This window comes from Sphaerisporangium rubeum (genome assembly GCF_014207705.1).
Lineage (GTDB): Bacteria > Actinomycetota > Actinomycetes > Streptosporangiales > Streptosporangiaceae > Sphaerisporangium > Sphaerisporangium rubeum.
Map to the genome: position 1 here is coordinate 4,888,777 of NZ_JACHIU010000001.1, position 20,631 is coordinate 4,909,407.

16 protein-coding genes and 1 pseudogene are annotated in these 20,631 nt (G+C 69.8%); 8 read left to right on the plus strand and 9 right to left on the minus strand.

The genetic code is table 11. The features are described 5' to 3' along the window. Nucleotides 1-86 precede the first annotated feature (86 nt). The gene (locus BJ992_RS21030) at nt 87-926 is read right to left on the minus strand and encodes a helix-turn-helix transcriptional regulator (protein ID WP_184983607.1); all 840 of its coding nucleotides are present in this window, start codon (nt 924-926) and stop codon (nt 87-89) included. 276 nt (nt 927-1,202) lie between these two features. Here BJ992_RS21030 and BJ992_RS21035 point away from each other — a divergent pair, with 276 nt between their 5' ends. From BJ992_RS21035 to BJ992_RS21055, 5 genes are all read left to right on the plus strand, one after another. Next, nucleotides 1,203-2,141, plus strand: a complete 939-nt coding sequence (locus BJ992_RS21035; protein WP_184983609.1) for an SDR family oxidoreductase — start codon at nt 1,203-1,205, stop codon at nt 2,139-2,141. 181 nt (nt 2,142-2,322) lie between these two features. Next, nucleotides 2,323-3,219 (plus strand): alpha/beta fold hydrolase, encoded by an 897-nt coding sequence (locus tag BJ992_RS21040; RefSeq protein ID WP_343072986.1) that lies wholly within the window; start codon nt 2,323-2,325, stop codon nt 3,217-3,219. Continuing rightward, the gene (locus BJ992_RS21045) at nt 3,216-3,869 is read left to right on the plus strand and encodes a TetR/AcrR family transcriptional regulator (protein ID WP_184983613.1); all 654 of its coding nucleotides are present in this window, start codon (nt 3,216-3,218) and stop codon (nt 3,867-3,869) included. The genes BJ992_RS21040 and BJ992_RS21045 overlap by 4 nt, the downstream gene beginning before the upstream one ends. A gap of 144 nt (nt 3,870-4,013) precedes the next feature. Further along, nucleotides 4,014-4,583: a UTRA domain-containing protein gene (locus tag BJ992_RS21050; RefSeq protein ID WP_184983615.1), complete on the plus strand. Its 570-nt coding sequence runs from the start codon at nt 4,014-4,016 to the stop codon at nt 4,581-4,583. A gap of 46 nt (nt 4,584-4,629) precedes the next feature. Further along, nucleotides 4,630-4,842, plus strand: coding sequence for a DUF397 domain-containing protein (locus BJ992_RS21055; protein WP_184983616.1), 213 nt, complete (start codon nt 4,630-4,632; stop codon nt 4,840-4,842). Between the two features lie 63 nt (nt 4,843-4,905). Here the strand turns inward: BJ992_RS21055 and BJ992_RS21060 are convergent, their stop codons facing one another. From BJ992_RS21060 to BJ992_RS21075, 4 genes are all read right to left on the minus strand, one after another. Continuing rightward, nucleotides 4,906-5,565, minus strand: a complete 660-nt coding sequence (locus tag BJ992_RS21060) for a tetratricopeptide repeat protein (protein ID WP_184983618.1) — start codon at nt 5,563-5,565, stop codon at nt 4,906-4,908. 137 nt (nt 5,566-5,702) lie between these two features. Beyond that, the gene (locus BJ992_RS21065; protein ID WP_184983620.1) at nt 5,703-6,128 is read right to left on the minus strand and encodes an arsenate reductase ArsC; all 426 of its coding nucleotides are present in this window, start codon (nt 6,126-6,128) and stop codon (nt 5,703-5,705) included. Then, nucleotides 6,125-6,922: an aquaporin gene (locus tag BJ992_RS21070; RefSeq protein ID WP_221474910.1), complete on the minus strand. Its 798-nt coding sequence runs from the start codon at nt 6,920-6,922 to the stop codon at nt 6,125-6,127. The genes BJ992_RS21065 and BJ992_RS21070 overlap by 4 nt, the downstream gene beginning before the upstream one ends. Continuing rightward, complete coding sequence (locus tag BJ992_RS21075; protein WP_221474911.1) at nt 6,919-7,296, minus strand: ArsR/SmtB family transcription factor; 378 nt, start codon at nt 7,294-7,296, stop codon at nt 6,919-6,921. Before BJ992_RS21075 ends, BJ992_RS21070 begins: the two co-directional genes overlap by 4 nt. 89 nt (nt 7,297-7,385) lie before the next feature. On the opposite strand from BJ992_RS21075, the gene BJ992_RS21080 reads away from it, so the two are divergent. Both BJ992_RS21080 and BJ992_RS21085 read left to right on the plus strand, forming a co-directional pair. Beyond that, a complete protein-coding gene (locus BJ992_RS21080) occupies nt 7,386-7,841 on the plus strand; it encodes an ArsI/CadI family heavy metal resistance metalloenzyme (RefSeq protein WP_184983622.1) in 456 nt (151 codons plus the stop codon). A gap of 82 nt (nt 7,842-7,923) precedes the next feature. Further along, a complete protein-coding gene (locus tag BJ992_RS21085) occupies nt 7,924-9,096 on the plus strand; it encodes a helix-turn-helix domain-containing protein (protein WP_184983623.1) in 1,173 nt (390 codons plus the stop codon). A gap of 7 nt (nt 9,097-9,103) precedes the next feature. On the opposite strand, the gene BJ992_RS21090 is transcribed toward BJ992_RS21085, so the two are convergent. From BJ992_RS21090 to BJ992_RS21100, 3 genes are all read right to left on the minus strand, one after another. Then, on the minus strand, nt 9,104-9,697 hold the full coding sequence (locus tag BJ992_RS21090; protein WP_184983625.1) for a DUF6461 domain-containing protein: 594 nt from the start codon (nt 9,695-9,697) through the stop codon (nt 9,104-9,106). Nucleotides 9,698-9,783: 86 nt separating this feature from the next. Beyond that, on the minus strand, nt 9,784-17,451 hold the full coding sequence (locus tag BJ992_RS21095) for a DNRLRE domain-containing protein (RefSeq protein WP_184983627.1): 7,668 nt from the start codon (nt 17,449-17,451) through the stop codon (nt 9,784-9,786). 288 nt (nt 17,452-17,739) lie between these two features. Continuing rightward, nucleotides 17,740-19,119, minus strand: a complete 1,380-nt coding sequence (locus BJ992_RS21100) for an FAD-binding protein (RefSeq protein WP_221474912.1) — start codon at nt 19,117-19,119, stop codon at nt 17,740-17,742. Nucleotides 19,120-19,288: 169 nt separating this feature from the next. Here BJ992_RS21100 and BJ992_RS21105 point away from each other — a divergent pair. Next, nucleotides 19,289-19,815, plus strand: a pseudogene (locus tag BJ992_RS21105) (O-acetyl-ADP-ribose deacetylase). Here BJ992_RS21105 and BJ992_RS21110 read toward each other — a convergent pair. After that, complete coding sequence (locus tag BJ992_RS21110) at nt 19,798-20,496, minus strand: N-acyl homoserine lactonase family protein (protein ID WP_221474913.1); 699 nt, start codon at nt 20,494-20,496, stop codon at nt 19,798-19,800. The pseudogene BJ992_RS21105 and the gene BJ992_RS21110 sit on opposite strands and share 18 nt — an antisense overlap. Between the last annotated feature and the right edge of the window lie 135 nt (nt 20,497-20,631).

The window sequence follows — 20,631 nt, forward strand, 5'->3', positions numbered from 1 at the left end:
GGAAGCCACTTCCTATCACTATAGGAGCTTGCCTCCTAGCTTTCGAGGCGAGGCGAACCTTCTCAGCGTCCGTCCGTTCGCGGTCGTCAGTGAAGCCTCTGTGTTCCGATGACCGACAGCACCTTCAGCTTCTCGTAGCTCTCGCTGCCGGGGACGGCGGTGTAGACGAGCAGCGAGTGGGCCTGGCCCGGGTCGACCAGCCTTTGGCAGTTGAGCTCCAAAACGCCGACCTCGGGGTGGACGAAATGCTTGACGTCGTGCGGACGGATGCCGATCTCGTGGTCGGCCCATACCTGGCGGAACTCCTCGCTGCGGGTCAGGAGCAGGTCGGCGAGGTGCGCGGCGCGGGAGCCGGGGCCGCGGAGGGTGACGATCTCGCGGAGGCCTGAGGCGTACATGCGGGTGAGGAACGGATGTTCCTCCGGTGCGTACAGCCGCCGCGTGGCGGGGTCGGTGAACCACCGGTACCCCATGCTGCGCGCCGGGCCGGTGTGGCGGGTCGTGTCACCGGTGAGTGCGACACCCATCGGGGTCTGGCGCAGGGTCTCGCCGAGTTCGGTGACGATCTCCGCGGGGGTGTCGGTGAGCCGATCGAGGACGCGCAGCATGCCGGGGCTGATGTGGTCGCCGGACGCTCCCCTGGTCGGCGGGTTGTGGCCGGCGAGGCGGAACAGGTGGTCGCGCTCGTCGAGGGACAGGTGCAGGCCCTGGGCCATCGAGGCGAGCATCTGGCTCGACGGCTGCGGGCCGCGTTCACGCTCCAGCCGTGCGTAGTAGTCGGTCGACATGTTGCACAGCGACGCGACCTCCTCGCGCCGCAGGCCGGTGGTCCTGCGCCGCGATCCGCGCGGCAGACCGACGTCCTCGGGTTGCAGAGCCTCCCGGCGAGTCCGGAGGAACTCCGCCAGCCCGGCGCGATCGATCATGTCATTTCCCTCTTCTCCGGTACGGCTCCGGTTCTACCACCTGCGTGAACGGGTAGCCACGGACCGCTGATCCCCCTGTCCCGATCCGAACGGCGGTCCGGTGAGCCGGGGATCGGCAGTCCCTGGATGCGTCCGCGCCGTCCGGCGAAGCTGGATGTCGTCCCCGGGACGGCGACCCTGTGCCGGGCTGCGGCGGGGGGCCGCGTACGCGGAGCGGATCGCCTCCGAGGCGCGACAGCGAACCCGGGACGGCACCATGAAGGAGCAGAAGAACCCATGCCACGTGCACGCATCGACATCACCGTTCCCGATCTGTCCGGAAAACGGGCCGTCGTCACCGGAGCGAGCGACGGGATGGGGCTGACGATCGCCGCTCGGCTGGCCGCGGCCGGCGCGGAGGTGATCCTGCCGGTCCGCAACCGGCGCAAGGGTGAGACCGCGATCACCACGATCAAGCGGACCGTCCCCGGCGCGAACGTCTCCCTGCGCGACCTCGACCTGTCTTCGCTCGACTCCGTCGCGGCCCTCGGCGAGAGCCTGCGCGGGGAAGGCCACCCCATTCATGTCCTCGTCAACAACGCCGGCGTCATGACGCCGCCGGACCGGCGGACGACCGCCGACGGGTTCGAGCTGCAGTTCGGCACCAACCACCTCGGCCATTTCGCCTTGGTCGGTCACCTGCTGCCTCTTCTGCGTGCCGGACGCGCACGCGTGACGTCCCAGGTCAGCATCGCCGCACGTCGTGGCGCCATCAACTGGGACGACGTCAACTGGGAACGCGGCTACCACGGCCAGCGCGCCTACAGTCAGTCCAAGATCGCCTTCGGGTTGTTCGGCCTGGAACTGGACCGGCGCAGCAAGGCCCACGGCTGGGGTGTCACCAGCAACCTGTCCCATCCCGGAGTGGCCCCCACCAGCCTCCTGGCCGCTCGTCCCGAGCTTGGCCGTGGCAAGGACACCCCTCAGGTCCGCGTGATCCGCGCACTGTCGGCACGAGGCATCCTCCTCGGCACCGCCGAGACGGCGGCCCTGCCGGCCCTCATGGCCGCGACCGACACCGAACCCGCCACCTTCTACGGCCCCAGTGGCCCCGGCCACCTCGGCGGCCCGCCTGCCGAGCAACGGCTGTACCCCCCGCTGCGCAGCACGGACGACGCCAGGCGCGTCTGGGAGATCTCCGAACGACTGACCAGGACGAGCATTCCGGCCGCATGACCGCCACAGGCTGGCCTGTGAGCATCGCACTAACCAAGCGGTTAGATTATTAACCATGTGGTCAATACTGTGTCGTTCTCGCAAGACCGCGTCAGATGATCAGACCGAGCCGACCGGAGGCCGGCCACCACGCCGACGCCGGTTCTGGCGGATCACGGCGGCCGTCGTTGCCGCGTTGAGCGTGCTTTGGCTCGCCTTCCGCGACACCACTCCGGTCGGGCACTTCACGTCCGGTGGAGGCCACGACGAGTTCATGGCCGCCTATCGGCAGGCCATGCGGGACCTGCCGGAGCCGGACGCCACGTTGGATCTGCGCACCGGTTTCGGGCTGGTGCGCATGTATCGGTTCGACGGGGCCGACCCGGCGCGGGCACCGATCGTGTTGCTGCCGGGCCGGGCCGCGGCGTCTCCGATGTGGGCCGGCAACCTGTCGTCGTTGTTGCGTCTGCGCACCGTCTACACCGTCGACCTGCTCGGCGAACCCGGTGCCAGCATCCAGAACCGGCCCATCGAGAGCGACGCCGACCAGGCGCGCTGGCTTCATGAAGCGTTGACGCAGATGCCGGAGCCTGGTGTCCACCTGCTCGGTGTGTCCATCGGGGGCTGGACGGCGATGAACCTGGCGATCCGGCAGCCGGAGAAGATCGAAAGCGTGATCCTGCTCGATCCGGTGATGACCTTCGCCGACCTTTCGCTCGGCGCCATCCTGCGGTCGATCCCGGTCTCCGTGCGCCAGGCGCCGAGAAGCTGGCGGGACGGCTTCAACAGTTGGACAGCCAACGGCGCACCTGTGGAGGATGTGCCGGTGGCACAGATGATCGAGTCCGGTATGAAGAACTACGTCCTCAAGCTGCCTGGTCCCACACGCTTCTCCACCCGGCAACTGGCGAGCGTGGACAAGCCGGTGCTGGTCGTCATGGCCGGCGCCTCCGTGATGCACGACTCGGCCGCCGCCGCGCGGTTCGCCGAGGAGAACCTGAAACGCGGCACGGTGCTGACCTACGAAGGAGCGTCGCACGCCGTCAACGGGGAGCAGCCGGACAGGATCGCGACCGACGTCGGACGGTTCCTGCGATGACGTCAGCCGATCAGCCAGGGCCGGGTACGCGTGCCGGACGGCCGTTGACCATCACCGAGCAGGCTCGGCGCTCGCAGCTCATCGCGGCCACCATCGAGTTGATCGCCGAACACGGCTATGCCGGTTGTTCCCTGCAACGCATCGCCGACGCCGCCGGGATCACGAAGGCGGCGGTCATCTACCACTTCGACTCCAAGAACGCGGTGCTCCGCGCGGCTTACGAAACGGTGATCGAGTCGCTCACCACTCGCGTGGAGGCGGACATCACCGCCGCGTCCAGTGCCGCCGGAGCCGTCGACGCGTACCTCACCTCGCTGATCGGCCATATGGCAGACCATCCCCGGCATGTGCGTGTCCTTGTCGAGGCGCTCGGCGCGGCGGAAGCGATCGGGATCGAGGACGGCCGGCACTCAGCCGCCAGATGGAGACCACTGGCCGCACTGATCGACGCCGCCGTCGCCGCCGGCGAGTACCACTCCGAAGTGGACAGCCGCACACTGGCGATCATTCTCAGCGGCGCGATCGACGCCGTCGTCGCCGAGACACTCACCGACCCCACATTCGACCTGACCGCGGCCGGCACCACACTCCTGACCACCCTGCACCGCGCAGCGGACCGCTCCGGATCGGATGGGGACTCGATTCCCTAACCAGCCGTGAGGGTGAACCAGATGGTCTTGCCGATTCCACCGGAGTCCGGCCACACACCCCACCTGGTCGCCGATGGAGTGGCGCGGGAAGCGACGCGGGCCTTGGCCGTTGAGGGGTTCATCGAGTCTCGGCCCGGAGCCGGCATGTTCGTCAAGGAGCGTCCGGCACTCAAACGGTTGACGCGTGCTTGGTATCGCAAGGATCGCGGTGGTAGCCCGTTCCGCGCGGAGACCGAGGCTCAGGGTCGCCGGGGCCACTGGACGTACGAGTCCGAGACCACGCAGGCGCAGCCGGTGATACGTGAGCGATTGGCTCTTCCGGAACCGGACGGCGAACTGCCCGATGTCATGCGAACGAAGTATGTGTTCCTCGCTGATGACGAACCTGTCATGTTGTCGACGTCGTATGAGCCGTACGAGCTGACACGCGGGACACCAGTGGTGTTCCCGGAGGAAGGCCCGCATGCGGGAAGCGGTGTCGTCGACCGCATGGCCGTGTTCGACGTGAACATCACGCACTGCGCGGAGATCGTGTCGGCTCGACCGCTTCTGTCGGAAGAGGCGAAGCTGCTGAGACTTCCACCCGGCGCGCTGGCCCTCACGCTCCAACGCACCTATTACGTGGATGACCGTCCTGTGGAGACCGCCGACATTGTGATCCCTGTCGACAAGTACGAACTCGTTTACGGGATTCCAGTCAGAGGCGAGACTTGAGAATACCGATCGCGTCCGAACCGATCGATATTTTGTCGAGGTATCGATGCATCTGTCCGACTTGGATCTCAGCACAGTGGAGTGGCGTAAGAGCTCTCGCAGCCAGGGCACCAGCAACAACTGCGTGGAGGTGGCACATCTGGCCGACGGGAACCGTGCCGTACGCGACAGCAAGAACCCTGGTGGTCCTGCTTTAGGACTGACCTTGGACGGATGGCGCGACTTCATCGGCGGTATCAAACACGGTGAGGTCCGCTAATACGGCAATGGTCATTCCAGTGTGAGCTCGCGGGATGGGCTACAGAAGGAAGCGGCCGCCGTACTAGATCTGTGTTCTCGCCTGCTCGATGTGACGCACGATGGCGTGAGCGCCGTGGGCCTGTGCGATGGTGTGGGCCTCGGCGAGAGTGGTGAGTGCGTCTGGTCGGCGGTTCTGGGCTGCGGCTATGTAGGCGAGGCCGATCATGTTGGAGGCCACGCCTGGCATGGCGCCGAGCTCTTGGCGGAGGCGGGTCGAGTTCTCCAGGTGGTCGCGGGCTTCGTCGAGGTGGCCGGCCGTGTGTGCGGCGATGCCTAGGTGTCTCAGGGCCTCGGACTCGGTGGGTTTGTCGCCGGTTTGTGCGGAGAGGTGGCGGGACTGCTCCAGGTACGGGGTCGCGGTCTCGTTGTCTCGGCGGATGACCTGGTGCAGGCAGCCGATCCAGAACAACGCCTCGGCCTCGCCTCGGAGGTCGCCGAGTTCGCGGTACAGCTCCAGCGCGCGCTCGAACAGGGGCAGTTCGGCGGGGTCCTCGGCGGGGGACCTACCGGCGGCGCGCTCGAGGTTGAAGCGTGTGTGCAGGATGCGGCCTCGGGCCAGCGCGGCGTCGGCGTCCACCGCGTCCAGGGTCTGTTCGGCCTCGGTCAGCGCGTCGGTGTCGCCGTTGTACACGGCCTGTTCGTAGAGCGTCCTCGCTCGTTCGATCCGGTCGTCCGCGCTCATCGCCGCTCCTGTCCTGGCGTCGCCGCTTCGTGTAGATCAGCGGGAACGGTACTCCGCCGCGCCGTACGCCGCGACTTCGGGACGAGAGAACCGTTCGCTGCACGGCGGCCGGGACGGGGACGGTACGACGACGACCCTTACCGCGCTGCTGTCTGTTCCTCGGGGAGGAGGTCGGCGATCAGTGCGTGGACGCGGGTGGCGATCTGGTCGCGGATGTTCCGTACGGCGTCGACGCCGAGGCCGGCCGGGTCGTCGAGCTGCCAGTCCTCGTAGCGTTTGCCGGGGAAGATCGGACAGGCGTCGCCGCAGCCCATGGTGATGACCACGTCGCTGCTCTGGACGGCGGCCGTGGTGAGGACCTTGGGGGTTTCGGTGGAGATGTCGATGCCGACTTCCTTCATCGCCTCGACCACGGCCGGGTTGACCTGGTCGGCGGGTGCGGATCCGGCGGAGCGGACCTCGACGCGGCCGGCGGTCAGGTGGGTGAGGAACGCGGCGGCCATCTGGGACCGGCCGGCGTTGTGGACGCAGACGAACAGCACGGACGGGGGCTGGACGCTCATGAGCGATGGCTTCCTGGGTCGGTGAGGACGGGGACGGGAGAGGCGGCAGGGACGGACGGGGAAGGCTCGGCGGCGGAAGAGGCGGCGGGGACGGACGCGACAGGCCCGGCGGCGGGGGGTCGGGGGAACAGGGTCGCGACGAAGGCGGCGCCGATGAGGCCGCCGAGGAGTTGTGCGGCGATGAACGGGAGGACCGAGCCCGGTGCGATGCCCGCGTAGGTGTCGGTGAAGGCCCGGCCGATGGTGACGGCCGGGTTGGCGAAGCTGGTGGAGGAGGTGAACCAGTAGGCGGCGCCGATGTAGCAGGCCACGGCGGGGGCCGCGAGGTGGGTACGGCCGGTGCGGGTCAGGCCGAGGATCAGGGTGACCAGGCCGGCGGTGGCCACCGTTTCGGCCAGCCACAACGACCCGTCGAAGCGTTCGTGTGCCGACCAGCGCATCAGAGGCAGCCCGAACATGGCGTCGGCCAGCGCGGCCCCGGCGACGGCGCCGGTGATCTGCGCGGCGACGTAGGCGGCCACGTCGCGCGGCGCCGGGTTCTCGCCGTCGCGGCGTGCCTGCCACCAGGCGGCCAGGGTGACCACCGGGTTGAAGTGCGCGCCGGAGACCGGGCCGAGCAGCGCGATCAGCACGCCGAGTCCGAGGACCGTGGCCAGTGAGTTGGCCAGCAGTGCCACGCCGCCGTCGTGGGTGAGACGGTCGGCCTGGATGCCGGAGCCGACGACGACGGTCACCAGTGCGGCGGTGCCTGCCGCCTCGGCGGTGAGCCGTCGTGGCAGGGACAGGCCGTTCACGTGCCGGAGCCCGCTGGGACGCCGGCCTGTGCGGGGGCCTGGAGCAGGTCCGACAGCCGGTTCATGGCGGCGGGGATCACCCGGTAGTAGACCCACGTACCACGGCGTTCCGAGCCGACGAGGCCGGCTTCGCGCAGGACTTTCAGGTGGTGGGAGATGGTGGGCTGGGAGACGTCGAACGGGCCGGTCAGGTCGCACACGCAGGCTTCGCCGCCGGCGTGGGAGGCGATGAGGGACAGCAGGCGCAGGCGTACCGGGTCCGACAGGGCCTTGAACATGCGTGCCAGTTCGGCCGCGTCCTGCTCCCCCAGCGGTTCGCGGACCATCGGCTCGCAGCAACCCGCGGGGAACACCGGCAGCATCTGCTTCGACATGTGTCTATGTTGACAGACATCTATCCAAGGTGGCAACCTCGTCTATATCGATGCTCGTCGATATAACCCGAATCCGTAAGGAGACCCCCATGTCCCGTGTCCAACTGGCCCTGCGCGTGTCGGACCTGGAAGGCTCGATCGCCTTCTACTCCAAGCTCTTCGGCGTCGAACCGGCCAAGCGCCGTCCCGGCTACGCCAACTTCGCCATCACCGAGCCCCCGCTGAAGCTGGTGCTGCTGGAAGGCGAGAAGGGCGAGGACACCCGGATGGACCACCTCGGCGTCGAGGTCGCCGACACCGGTCAGGTCACCGCCGCGACACAGCGACTCAAGGACGCCGGCCTCGCGACCTTCGAGGAGAACGACACCTCGTGCTGCTACGCGCTGCAGGACAAGGTGTGGGTCCGCGGGCCCGGCGCCGAGCCCTGGGAGGTCTACGTGGTCAAGGCCGACGCCGACACCCTCGGCAGGTCCGCCGCCGAGGACACCGCGGCACCATGCGCCTGCGGCCCCGCCGCGGAGGAGGCCGGCTGCTGCACCGGGTGAGGCCCGGACCCTGCCGAGGATCACCGGACGCTCTGAATCCCCCACATCTGGGGGATTCAGGTCGGCCCGAAACCCGTGCAGAATGAGCGGGACGGGTGGGGTGTACGGAGTGGCGGAGATGGACGTGTCGCTGATGCGAGGGCCGGTGGCGGGTGCTCCGGCCGAGGTGCCGTTGCTGGACGGGGTGTCGGGGCCGGGGGCCGAGGTGTTCACGGCGGCGGCGCGGCGGTTGCGGCGGGTCGTGCCGTACGACGCGGCCGCGTGGTTCGGCACCGATCCGCTGACCAGTCTGCCGACCACGCCGATCCGGGTGGAGAACATCGACCGGGTGCACTGCGCGCCGTACTGGAACCGTGAGTACGGCACGAACGATGTGCTGACCTTCCGCGACGTGTCGCGCTCCAGCATGCCGGCGGCGACGTTGCGGCAGGTCACGGCCGGGTACATCGGGGAGAGCGCGCGGTACCGCGAGTTCATGCGGCCCGAGGGGTACGCCGACAACCTGCGTGCCGCGTTCCGCATCGGTGACAGCACCTGGGGGGTGGTGGACCTGTTCCGCCGCGCCGACCGGCCGCTATTCGACGAGCGTGACCTGCGATACGTCACGGCGCTGGCCCCCGGTGTCGCACTCAGCCTCGCGGGGCTCGCCGTGGCCGGTGCGCATGGCGCGCCGCCGCTCGGTCAGGTCCCGGGAACGGCCCTGTTCGACGACGGCGGCCGCGTCTCGTTCACCGACGAGTACGCCGAACGGTGGTTCGCCGAGCTGTACGACCCCACCTGGGACAGCCCCGGCATTCCGCTCGGGATGGCAGCCGTCTACGCGGTGGTGGCCCGCGCGCGGGCCGTCTCCGCCGGTCAGGCGCCGGGGCCGGCGGTCGTGCGGCTGCGCGCCACCAGTGGACGCTGGTTCAGCATCCACGCGTCGGTGCTGCGCAGCAAGCAGGGCCGTCTCGGGCCCGTCACCGTCGTGATCAAGCCGGCGAGTTCCGCGCAGATCGTCCCCATCATGGTGGAGGCCTACTCGCTGACCCCGAGGGAACGCCAGGTCACCGAGTGCGTGGCCCGCGGCCAGACCACCTCCGAGATCGCCGCGGGCCTCCACCTGTCTCCGCACACGGTCCGCGACCACCTCAAGGCGATCTTCACCAAGGTCGACGTCAGCAGCCGCGGCGAACTCGTCGCCAAGCTCTTCGGCGAGTACTACAGCCCTCTGATCATGACGCCGAGCGCCGACATCGTCGAGGTGGACGTCTGACGCGGCCTCAGCGACGACCGGCGGGGACGACGAAGCGTGTGTGCTCGTCCTCCAGCCAGTCCTCGTCGATCTCCTGACCGACGAGCCGGCCGATGAGCGCGAGCGTGACGGTGATCATCTCCTCAATGGGGACGTCGTCCTCGTCCTCGTCCTCGTCCACGACCGGCATGGTCAGGTCGTCCGCGGCGAGGGCCTCGGGGACCCAGTCCGGGTCGTAGGAGTTCATGCTCCGTGAGTCGATGACGGCCCCGCCGGCCGCGTACGTGACATGGTGGCCGCCGTTGACGTGCCAACCGAGGCTCACCGCGCGGCCGTCCGCGCTGAGCGCGGACATGACGGGATCGGTGAGGATGTGCGTGCCCTGGACCTGGACGGTGAGCGTCCAGGTCCCGCACTCGCCGACGAGGACGACCCCGGCCTCGGGGTCCGGCGGGCCGGCGGCGAGCCCCTTGCCGATGCCGCGCAGGCTCGTCACGGTCGCCGTGTCCAGGTCGGCGCCGATCCGCCGCGCGGTCTCCGTGACGCTCAGTCCTTCGGCCCAGACCGCCGCGAACTGGTCTTCCGCCGGCGGCCAGTAGGCCTGGATGAAGTCGTAGAGCATGGTCGGGCTTTTCACTGTGCGTCCCATCGGATCGGTGAATGCGAGACCGCCGTGCCATGGTGATCATGGCACGGCGGCCGGTCATCCTAGTTCATCGATATCCAGTACGGATCATTGTTGAAGAACCGGTACTGCGCGTAGAACAGCTGCAGATCCGTCCCCGCGTTCTTGTTGTGCGTGACGTCCACCGGCCTGATGCTGAAGTTCCAGGTCGGATTCTTCCCTGCGAAAGTGCCCTTGTAGCCCTGCGCGGCGCCTTCCCATGTGCTGTAGAAGGGGTACTCGTCGCATTCCTTGCCGACGAGTTCCGCTGCGGTGAAGTCCTTGGTGCAGACCTTGTCCTTCATCCCCTTGTTCCTCCGGCGGATGGTGGACTTGCCGTCGTCGGTTCTGACGGTCGGGCTGAGGAAGTGCAGCGCGGCGGTCGACCGGCCCGCGCCGGGTACCCACGAACCCGGGAACAGCTTCTGGGTGATCGGTTGCCGTGGCCGTTGGAAGTCGTACTTGGGGAACGTGTTCAGCGGCGTACGCCAGGTGTCCTCGATGTGCCTGGCGACCTGGCTCATGGGTTTGGCGGCGCCGGCCGGGTCGGTGCGCCTCATCTGGTAGACCCTGCTGACCCGGCTGAAGACGCACGCGCCGTAGTACGCGACGTAGCTCGGCGACAGGTCACAGCGGACGGACGGTCCGTTGTCGTACCTGAGGCCGTTCGCGTGCTTCGGCCGGTCCCACAGCGCGACGGAAAAGACCTTCCTCCCGGGGTCGGTGGGGTCCATGTCCAGCGCCTCGACCTCGATCCACGGCCGGATGTGGCACTTGCTCAGATGGTGGTAGCTGTTGCTGTCGGTGTTGAACGACCGGTAGACGAAGTGCTCGTAGTGGCCGTCGTCCCCGAGGTCCTCCCATCGGCCAATCCTGTTCTGCACCTGGAATATCCGCTCGCCGTGGCGGTCCTCCGCCTCGGACGTACCGTGGATGATCTGGCACTGGCCGCCTAGCCGCAGCGGATGGTGGAACACCTTGAGCGACATGATCTCGTCGCAGCCACCGTTGTCGTCGTAGCAGTCGACGTCGTCGATACGCACCCATACGGCGAGGTCGTTCGGATGCCGGTTCACCCCGCCGCCGTCAGGCGTCACCCCACTCGGGACGGTCGAATTCTCGGGCTTCCAGGTGCCGAGGTAAGAGTGCGCGACGACTGTGGCGGAGAAGGTGAGTGTCCTGACCTCTATTCCGTCGATGTCCCCGTCGTCGACCGTCGGGATGAACCAGGAGAAATAGTGGTGGCGGCTGGCGCAGAAGGTGTACGGACGCCAGTAGTCCTCGAACTGCAGGACACCGTCGTCGGCCGCCTCCCGCATGTCCTCGCACTGCTGCAACGTCTTGCGACCGTAGGGGAAGGTGGTCGCCGCCGCGGTCGTCACCGGCCCGGCGGCCCGCGACGCGGGAGCGGCCGAGGCCGGCCGCGCCACGCTGATGCCGGACGCCGCGACGAACGCCGGCGCCGCGGCCGCGTCGTACAGGCCGTCGACCTCGGCGGCCTTCAGCGCGGCCTGGTAGACACGCACGTCGTCGATGCCGCCGCGCATGCTCGTCCCGAGGGTCATCGGGGCCGCGGCGTTCCACGCGGGGAAACCGATCACCTGCGACCCGATCACCGTCCCGTCCTTGTAGAGGGTGGCGGTCCCGGTGCCGGCGTCGTAGACACCGGCCAGGTGGAACCACTCGCCGACCGGTGGTTCGACTCCGGAGAGCACTCCGGCGACGGTGGCCGAGGCGCTGTCGGCGCTGGTCAAGGTGAAGACCAGGCCGGCGTCGGGGTCGTTGCCGAGGCGGAACGGCGCCTGGTGGGTGCCTCTCTGCTCGGCGACCGTGTACGCGCCGTCCTTGTCGTCCCAACGCAGCCATGCCGCGACAGAGTAGCTCCGGCCGGTGTCCACGACGGCCTGGGACGTGGCGGCCAGCGGTTCCTCACCGGGTTGCACGATGTCCACGGTGAGGTCCTGCCACGGCGACCACGCGGACGTGGCGCTCGGGGTGACCGCACGCGCTCGCCAGCGCACCTGCCAGCCGTCCGACAGCTCGCCGCCGGGGACGGCGGCCGAGACGTCGGAGCCGGAGGCGACGTCGGCGGATCCGCCGCTCCAGATGAGCCCCGATCCCTGACCAGCGGGGGCTCCGGGGTCGTGCTCCAGCTCGAACTCGGCATGCGTGCCGGCGCCGTACGGGTCGCTGACCTGGGCTTTCAGGGCCGGCGTCAGCGACGTGGTGACGGTCTTGGCCCCCACCGTCTCCGACGGGTCCACCCGCAACTGCGCGATGACGGGGTCGGCGAGTTCCACCGACAGATCCCGCCACGGCGACCACGGCGAGGTCCCCGGTGCGGCGACCAGGCGTGCGCGCCACCTGACCAGGTGACCGTCCTTGAGCGTCCCGGCCGGCACGGTCACCGACGCCTGTCCGCCTGAGGCGACGTCGTCGGCCGCACCGGTCCAGATTTGTCCCGTACCCTGACCCGCGGGTGCGTCCGGGTGGTGTTCCACCTCGAACTCGGCACGCGCGGCGCCGCCGTCCGGGCTGAAGGCCCGGCCGATCAGGGCCGGGGCCGGTGAATCGGTCACCACGGTGCCGCCGTTCACCGCGGACGGCGCGACCTGGAGCAGGTCGATGACCGGCGCGGTCCCGTCACCGGGGACGTCCACCGTGAGCGTCCGCCAGGCCGACCAGCCGGAGGTCGCCGACGTGCCGGCCGCGACGGCCCGTGCTCGCCAGCGCACCTGCTGTCCGTCCGTCAGCGCACCGGTGGGAACGGTCACCTGTGCCATCTGGCCGGACGCCACATCGGAGCTGGTACCGGCCCAGATCGGCCCGGTGCCCTGGCCGGGGTCGTGCTCGATCTGGAACTCCGCGCGGACCTGCCCCGCTCCTGGCTCGGAGACGGTGCCACGCAGCGCCGGGGTGAGCGTGGTCGTCACCGTCACGCCGCCGACCACGGCGGAGGGAACCGCCTGGAGCCCGGCGATCGCCGGCTTCGGCACGTCGACGGTGAACGTCTGCCAGGACGACCAGGGAGAACTCGTCGCGCCGCGTACGGCCCGAGCCCTCCAGCGCACCGACCAGCCGTCCGAGAGCACCCCGGTGGGAACCGTGACGGTCGCGTCGGCGCCGGAGGCGACATTGTCCTTGCCGGTCGTCCACAGCGAGCCGCCGCCTTCCGCCGGGTCGCGTTCCACCTGGAACTCCGCGCGGAGCGCCTGACCGCCGGGTTCCGACACCCGGGCCTTCAGCGTGGGGGTGGTCGTGGTGACCGGCGTGCCGGGGTCGGTCTGGAGCTGCGAGATGACCGGGGTGCGATCCGGTGCCGGGCTGCCCGCCGTGATCGCGGCGACCTCGGTGGCGCTCAGCGCCTTCTGGTACACGCGGACGTCGTCCAGCGCGCCGTTGAGCACACGGCCGAAGGTGAGCGGCCCCGCGGCATTCCACGTCGCGGGAACGGTGCTGGTGCCGATCGACTGCCCGTCACGGTAGAGGGTGACCCGTCCGGCCGTACGGTCGTAGACGCCGGTCACGTGGAACCAGCGTTTCACCGGAACCGTTCCGGCGCGCACGCCGTTGGCGGTGGCCGTGGAGCTGTCGCCGGTGTGGACGAGGAACTCCAGTTGTCTGGTCGACGGGTTGGTCCCGAGGGAGAACGCAGGCTTGACGTTCCCCATCTGACGGGCCATCTCGTACGCGCCGGTGTCGTCCGCCAGCCGCAGCCAGGCCGAGATCGTGAAGCTCTGGTCGGTACGCGGCACGGGACCCGAGGTGGACGCGCCACCGCCGGTCATCGCACCGCCGAACAGGCCGCCGGACCACGCGGCCGTGCCGCCGAGGGTGGCCGGGTAGGGGCCGCCGGTCGCGTCGGCCGCGGTCGTTCCCGTGGTCTCGTCCAGTTTCCAGTGCGCCAGCGGGGAGCTCACCGGTGCGGGTGCCGCGGCGGGGTTGATCCTCATCGTCCGCCAGGACGACCACACGGAGGACGTCGACTGTCCCGGATTGACCGCGCGCACCCGCCAGCGGACCAGTTGGCCGGCCAGCAGCGTGCCGGGGGGTACGGTCAGCGCGGCCACCGAGCCGGAGGTCACGGCTGTGACCGAGCCGGCCCAGATGGAGCCCGTGCCGCCGGTGGTGTCCGCCGGGTCGTGCTCGACCTCGAACTCGGCGGTCAGCGACCCGTTCACCGTGTCGGACACGGTGGCGGCCAGTTGCGGCGTCAGCGAGGTCGCCGTGGTAGTGCCGGACACCGTCGCGGCAGGCAGCACCACCGGATCGGCGACCGCCGGAGCGGAGCCGAGGGTGTAGGTGACGCTCAGGCTGGGCTTGGTGGCGCCTTCGTTGGACTCGAATCCCCGGTCGTAGTAGGGCCGTCCCACCACGGTCTCGTCCACGCCACGCAGCATGATCCCGTAGTTCGGTGAGCCCGTGGCCCAGGCCTGCGCGAAGGCCGACGCGTTCCAGCTCGCCGTCCCCGTCGCACCGCACGTCGTGAAGTCGCTGAGGGTCTGCTCACCGGCCGATGTCGTCGCGGGCTTGTTCGACCAGGTGATGGCGCCGGGGGTCCAGCCGGCGGTGACGCGCTGGGCCCGGATCCCCGAGGAGGAGTCGCCACAGCCGATGGCGCCGACGCGGTTCAGACTCAGCGTCGCCGCGGAGACGTTCGCACCGGTGATGGCGGTGGTGTCGAACTTCAGGTACGCGCGCTCGACCCCGGGTACACCGTCCTCGGTGTACGTCCCGACCCACAGCGTGTCGTCCGATTGCGTGAGCGCTCCGGTGACGCCGTAGTCGCTGATCCACACATCGGAGAGCGTCGGCAGGGTCGTCGTCGGGTCCACGATCACCGGGTACTTCGTCGCCGGGTCGGCCAGGAACGCGGCGTCCGGCCGCAGCACCAGGACCTGGCGGCCGTTCTCCGCGACCAGCTCGGTGACGATCTCGCCTTTTCTCCGGCCGGGCTTGCCCGCGGTACCGGTGTCCCACATGACCGGCTTGGGGGCCGACGCGGCCGTCTTCCCCTTGGGGGTCACCAGTCGCAGTCCGCCGTCACCGCCTTCGCTCAGCGTCAGGCCGTCGGTGCGGACCGGCAGACGGTACTCCACGGCCGACGCGGGACGTCGCCGCAGGACCACGTCGTGACGGAAGCCGGTGCTCAGCGCGGTCACCACGAGGTCCGCCCCCGGACCTGCGGCGTCGACGTAGGTGGCGACGTCGCCCTTCACCTGGGGCCGGGGCAGGACGCCGGGCCATTCCAGCGCGAACTCCGTACCGTCCGGACGGACGAGTTTCGCGAACACCCCCTTGCCTCCAAGGGAGAACTCCACTCCGGCTACCCCGGCCCTGGGCCGCAGCACGCCGTCCGCCGCCACCAAGGTGGAGTCGATCGGCACCCACTTGCCGGCCTGCCGGGTCCGCACGGGGCCCGCGGCGATGTCGGTCCGGTACGTCCTGCCGTCGGGGAGCGCGTACGTCACGCTGGACTCGGTGGTCTCCTCAGGGACCTCCACCGGGCTCGACCTGCGTACGGCCTCGCGTGACGCCGTGAGACGGGCCTGCGCCGGCTCGTTCGACAGCGCCTCGCCGATCTTGCCGGGTACCCACCCCGCTGTGCCGGTCAGCGTCGCGTCGCGACCGCGACCGGAGGAGTCGGCGGCCGTGGCCCCTTGGCCCTCGTCCAGCTTCCAGTGTCCCGCCGCGGGTGGCGACGTGGTGAAGGACCACGAGTACGGGGCCATCGCGTTGCCCTCGTCGTCGTAGGCGTCGGTGATCTCCACGGTGTAGGTGGCACCCTCGGCCAGCGGCGCCGCCGGGGTGAACACCGGCTCGGCGCTTCCGTCGGGGAGTGAGACGGTCCCGGTGACCGCCGTCCCCGCGCCGTCCGTGACGGACACCTCCGCGTCCCAGACAGGTTCGCTGAACACGGCCCGCACCGTCGTGTCGCGCGGCACCAGCGTCGCGCCGTCCGCCGGCGACGTGCCGGTCACCGTCGGCGGCGTCTGGTCCTGGCCCTCAGGTTCCAGCCACTGGTCGTCGTCGGGCTGATGGAGCAGGTCGTCGGGACCGACTTCGGCAGGGACGCTCTGCTCCTCCATCATGGCCTGCAGTTCCTCGTCGGTGAGGTCGCCGGTCTCGGGGGTCTCACCCTCCTCCAGTACCTCTCCCTTGGCGGCGAACTCGGCGAGGCTCGGGTGGGTCGTACGCCGCGGGCCCACCTCGGAGAAGTAGGCCAGCTTCAGCTTCCGAGGCAGGAAGTCGACGGTGAGGATCGGCGGGTGGAGCCGTCCCTGGCAGTCCTGCAGCGGCGCCGACTTGCAGCCCCCGGCCTCGTCGGTCCGGTAGCGCCGCCAGTTGGTCTGGTCGGACTCGTTGCCGGCCGTGAGCTGGATGCCGTAGTTGGGCTGGCCGTCCACCCACGCCTGGACGATGTCGTCCAGCGAGTGGACCAGGTCCCAGGCGTGGGCCATCGAGCCGGAGCATCCGGTGTCGCTGTACGCGCCGTACTCGCTGTCCGCGCCGGCGCTGGTGACGGTCGGCTGGCTGTTCCAGTGGAGCGTCAGCTCGTCCCAGCTCGATGTGACGCGCCGCGCCGTGATGCCGGACCCGACCGACAGCCCGCAGGCGTTGGAGTAGTAGTTCCAGAGGATCAGGTCGGCGTTCTGCACCGTGCTGCCGGCGAACTCGTCCGGGATGTCGGGGAACCGCAGGTAGCCGCGCCAGCGGACCGATCCGCTGTTGGACTTGCCGACCAGGATGCGGTCCAGGCTGAAGTTGTCCCAGCTGTCGGGGTAGTCGGCGTTGTTGACGAAGGTGTCCATGCCGCCGAGCTGCCACTGGCCGGTGTGCCCCTCCCACCAGTCCGACACCGCCGCGGTCAGCGTCACGGGGAAGGTGACCGCCGGGTCGGCCAGGAACGCGGCGTCCGGTGTGAACACCAGGGTCCTGCCGTCGCCGGCGAGCGTGACCGCGGCCTTGCCGACCTTGCCCGCGTCGATCGGAGCGGCGGCGTCGGCGGCCCTGGCGTCGCGCACCGGGGTCGGCCGCACCTCGGTCAGCGTCTTGCCGTCCTTGCCGACGATGACGGGCCGGCCGGCGGCGTCCTTCTTGAACGACAGGCCTTTCGGCAGGTCCACAGGGACGCGGAAGGACACCGGCCCGTCCGGCCGTTCGGCGATGGTGATCCGCTGCTGGAACCCGGCGGGGTTCGCGGTCACCACCAGGTCGCGGCCCTTGCCGTAGGCGCCGGGGTACGTGGCGGTGTCCCCCTTCAGCCGGGGCTCCGGCAGCGCCGACGGTGTGGTGATCGTCGCCGTCTCACCGGCCGCGCGGCTCTTCAACAGGGTCTTGTCCCGGCCGGCGGACAGGACGAGGTTCCCCTTGGCGGCCTTCGGCCTGATGACGCCGTCCGCCTCGACGAGAGTGGTGTCGATCGGCGTGAAATTATTGTCGCCGGAGATTTTGACGCGGATCGGTTTGCTGTGTAATTCCATCCGGATCGTCTTGCCGTCGGGATTGGCATAGAAGGTGGCGCTCTCCGACCGCAGCGACTCTATCTCGACCCGCCGTTTATCCTTTTTGGCTTGCGCCAGTGCCTTACCGGCAGCGGTGCCGGGTGCGCTCTCGCGAGCCTTCGGAGTCGCGGCCGGCGTGGAGGAAGCGGGAGGTGGCGAGGAGTCCTGCCGCGCCGACGCGGGGACGCTCGCCAACGACAGAGGCATGGTCAACATGGCGATCAAGGCGACGCGATGGCGCGCTCTGGCACGTGAATTTAATTGTCTCCATCGAAATTCCACCCTGCAACCTTTCGCACCTATGTTTGGTAAACAGGGTGAGCATCACATAACGTCTATATCTATGTAAAGAACCTTTTCAGCGACCGGACGGACGGGATCCCTCAGGCACCGAAGGGCCGGGAACGGCCGCGCATCGAGACCCGGCGGAACGACACCGGCCCTCGTCCCCCAATGGCACGGCCGTCCACGGCGGGCCGGCGTCCCCTCGGTCCGTCAGCCGGCGGGACGGATCGGGTGGCCGGCGCGGATGACGTCCAGGGGGTCGTAGGTCTTCTTGACGTTCTGCAGGCGGCGGTGGACGACGTCGGTGTCGAAGACCAGGTCGTCGGTGCGGCGTTCGGTGAAGTTGCGGTAGGAGGTGCGCGCGCGCCAGGGGGCCAGCGCGGCGGCCACGGAGTCCACCGCGGCGTTGAGAGCGGGGGCGAACGCGGGGTCGAACATCGGGCCGACCGAGAACACGGCGAAGGCGGCGTCGAGGGAGGAGACGGCGCCGCCTTCTGACGCGCCGGGGGTGAGGGCTCCGCCGAGGTGGCGGACCTCCACCGACAACAGCGGGAGGTCGGCACCCGGGCCGGCCGCGGCGAGGAGCGCGGCGAGGGCCTCGTCGGGGAGCGCGGTGAGCTGGAAGCCGTCGCCGACTCCGGGGGTGGGGCCCGGCGGGTCCATGTGCAGCAGTTCCAGCTTGGTGACGGGGGTGGGTGCGACGGTGTCGAGCTCGGGGGTGAGTTCGCGCAGGGGTGCGAGCAGTTCGGCGGCGGTCTGCGGGTCGAGCTGCGCGACCACTTCGATGGCGACCAGGGAACGGCCGCGGAACGGCGGGGGGATCATCTCCACCGGGGGGAAGCGCAGGAAGCGGCCGAGCGAGGTGACCGCGTCAGGCACGGTGCGGGTCCAGTCGCGCCACCGGGCCAGCACGGCCTCGGCGTGCTCGATCGGCCAGAACATGGCCCCCGCGTACACCTCGGTGATGGGGAACAAGGCGAACTCCAGCTCGATGACCACCGCGAACGCGCCGCCGCCGCCGCGCAGGGCCCAGAACAGCTCGGGTTCGTTGTCGGCGTCCACCCGCAGGACGCGGCCGTCGGCGGTGACCACCGTGGCGGCCGTCACGTGGTTGGCGGCCAGGCCGTGCGAACGCGCGAACCACGACAGGCCGCCGCCGAGGGTGTACCCGACGACGCCGACGTCGGCGGCGCTGCCGCTCAGCGCGGTCAGCCCGTGCTCGGCCGCGGTCGCGGTGACCTCGGCCCACAGCACGCCGGCCCCCACGGTGGCGCGGCGGCGCACGGGGTCGATGTGCACCCCCGACATCTCCACGGTGCGCAGCAGGATCGTGTCGTCCAGCGGTCCGAGCGGAGTGGCGCCGTGACCGCTTCCCTGCGGCGCCAGCCGCAGGCCCGACGCCACGGCGGTGTCGATCGTGGCGGCGACGTCCGCGGCGGACCGCGCGATGACCACGGCGACCGGCCGCTGGTCGGCGGCCAGTTGCCAGGCCGTTCTCGCGGTGTCCCAGCCGGGGTCGCCGGGGAGGACCAGTGAGCCCTCCAGGCGTGTGCGCAGGTCTTCCAAGTACGGCGATGAGGTGGCAGACACCGTTTTGTTCCTTTTCTTGGTACGGCTTTCCTTCTGCCTCAAGAGTGCCGACGCGAGGGCCGGCGTCCCATCCCACGATCGTGGGGTGCCGGCGTCCCGCACCCCCCACGTTTGGGGGGTCCCTCTCCGGCCAGAACGGGACTTCAGGGTTGACGACGTGGGAGGACACATGAGGGTCACCCTGGCGCAGGGGGACATCACCGATCAGCGGGTCGACGCCATCGTCAACGCCGCCAACTCCTCGCTCCTCGGTGGCGGCGGGGTCGACGGCGCGATCCACCGGCGCGGCGGGCCGGAGATCCTGCGGAGTGCCGGCGGCTGCGCGCGTCGGCGTACCCGCAGGGGTTGCCGGCGGGACTGGCCGTCGCCACCACCGCGGGGAGGCTCGCGACGCGTTCGGTCATCCACACCGTCGGCCCCGTCCACTCCGCCACAGACGACCGCTCGCACGTGCTGGCCTCGTGTTACCGCGAGTCGCTGCGCGTCGCGGACGAGCTGGCGGCGGCCACCGTCGCCTTTCCCGCGATCTCGACCGGCATCTACCGCTGGCCCATGCGCGACGCGGCCCGCATCGCGATCGGCACCGTGCGCGCCACACCGTCGCAGGTGCAGGAAGTGCGTTTCGTCCTGTTCGACGCCACCGCGTACGCCGTGTTCGACGAGATCCTCGCCGGCGGTCTAGAAGCCGATGGCTGACGGCTCCCACACCGAGCAGTCGTGCGCGAACAGCACGCGCCTCGGGTCGAACTCGGCGAGCCGTTCCAGCCAGGGCCGGTAGGACGGCAGCGGCGCCGCCGCGCCGTGCAGGGTCGCCTGCCGGGCCTGATGATCGGACGCGTAGTGCGACGCGAAATCGTGCGCCTGCCCCGCCAGCACCACGGTCCCGTCGGGACGGCGCAACACCAATGACTGGTGGCCGTCGGTGTGGCCGGGGGTCGGGACGACGAAGACGCCGGGCCGGATCTCGGTCTCCCCGGTGAGCTCCTCGTAGACGGCGCCGGGGAAGTCGACGAGCGCGTCCACGGTGTACCGGCCGGCGCGGGCCGTGGCCAGCTCGGTGGCCTGGACGACGATGGGTTTGCCTGCCATGAGCGGGTTGCCGCCGCAGTGGTCGAAATGGAGGTGGCAGTTCACCACGAGCGTGATGTCGTCCACGCTCGTCCCCGCTTCGGCCAGCGTGTCCCGCAGTGACCGGCGCCGTGGCCGGTAGTGCGCCTCCGTGCCGGCGTCGGCGGCGCCGATGCCGGTGTCGAAGAGGATCAGCCCGTCGTCATGCCGCACCAGGTAGGCCAGCACGGGCTCGACCCGCGGCTGCGCTCCCCCGGCCTCGGACGCCGGCCGGATGAAGTACCCGAGGTCGAGTCTGCGTACCGCCATGTTCCCCCTCATCCCGCCTATGGTGCCAGCCGGGGTGGCGTCGTTCAGCCGGTCCGCCGTCGGCGAACCTGGTGTCGCGCGGAGGCGATTATGAATTGACAAACGCGGCCCCTTACGTCATCATGAAAATGCGCC

Coding starts and splice junctions, on each gene's coding strand:
- BJ992_RS21045 (WP_184983613.1), top strand. CDS start 3,216: ATGACGTCAGCCGATCAGCCAGGGCCGGGTACGCGTGCCGGACGGCCG.
- BJ992_RS21055 (WP_184983616.1), top strand. CDS start 4,630: ATGCATCTGTCCGACTTGGATCTCAGCACAGTGGAGTGGCGTAAGAGC.
- BJ992_RS21035 (WP_184983609.1), top strand. CDS start 1,203: ATGCCACGTGCACGCATCGACATCACCGTTCCCGATCTGTCCGGAAAA.
- BJ992_RS21030 (WP_184983607.1), bottom strand. CDS start 926: ATGATCGATCGCGCCGGGCTGGCGGAGTTCCTCCGGACTCGCCGGGAG.
- BJ992_RS21095 (WP_184983627.1), bottom strand. CDS start 17,451: ATGCCTCTGTCGTTGGCGAGCGTCCCCGCGTCGGCGCGGCAGGACTCC.
- BJ992_RS21050 (WP_184983615.1), top strand. CDS start 4,014: ATGTTCGTCAAGGAGCGTCCGGCACTCAAACGGTTGACGCGTGCTTGG.
- BJ992_RS21110 (WP_221474913.1), bottom strand. CDS start 20,496: ATGGCGGTACGCAGACTCGACCTCGGGTACTTCATCCGGCCGGCGTCC.
- BJ992_RS21075 (WP_221474911.1), bottom strand. CDS start 7,296: ATGTCGAAGCAGATGCTGCCGGTGTTCCCCGCGGGTTGCTGCGAGCCG.
- BJ992_RS21080 (WP_184983622.1), top strand. CDS start 7,386: ATGTCCCGTGTCCAACTGGCCCTGCGCGTGTCGGACCTGGAAGGCTCG.
- BJ992_RS21065 (WP_184983620.1), bottom strand. CDS start 6,128: ATGAGCGTCCAGCCCCCGTCCGTGCTGTTCGTCTGCGTCCACAACGCC.
- BJ992_RS21060 (WP_184983618.1), bottom strand. CDS start 5,565: ATGAGCGCGGACGACCGGATCGAACGAGCGAGGACGCTCTACGAACAG.
- BJ992_RS21090 (WP_184983625.1), bottom strand. CDS start 9,697: ATGCTCTACGACTTCATCCAGGCCTACTGGCCGCCGGCGGAAGACCAG.
- BJ992_RS21085 (WP_184983623.1), top strand. CDS start 7,924: ATGAGCGGGACGGGTGGGGTGTACGGAGTGGCGGAGATGGACGTGTCG.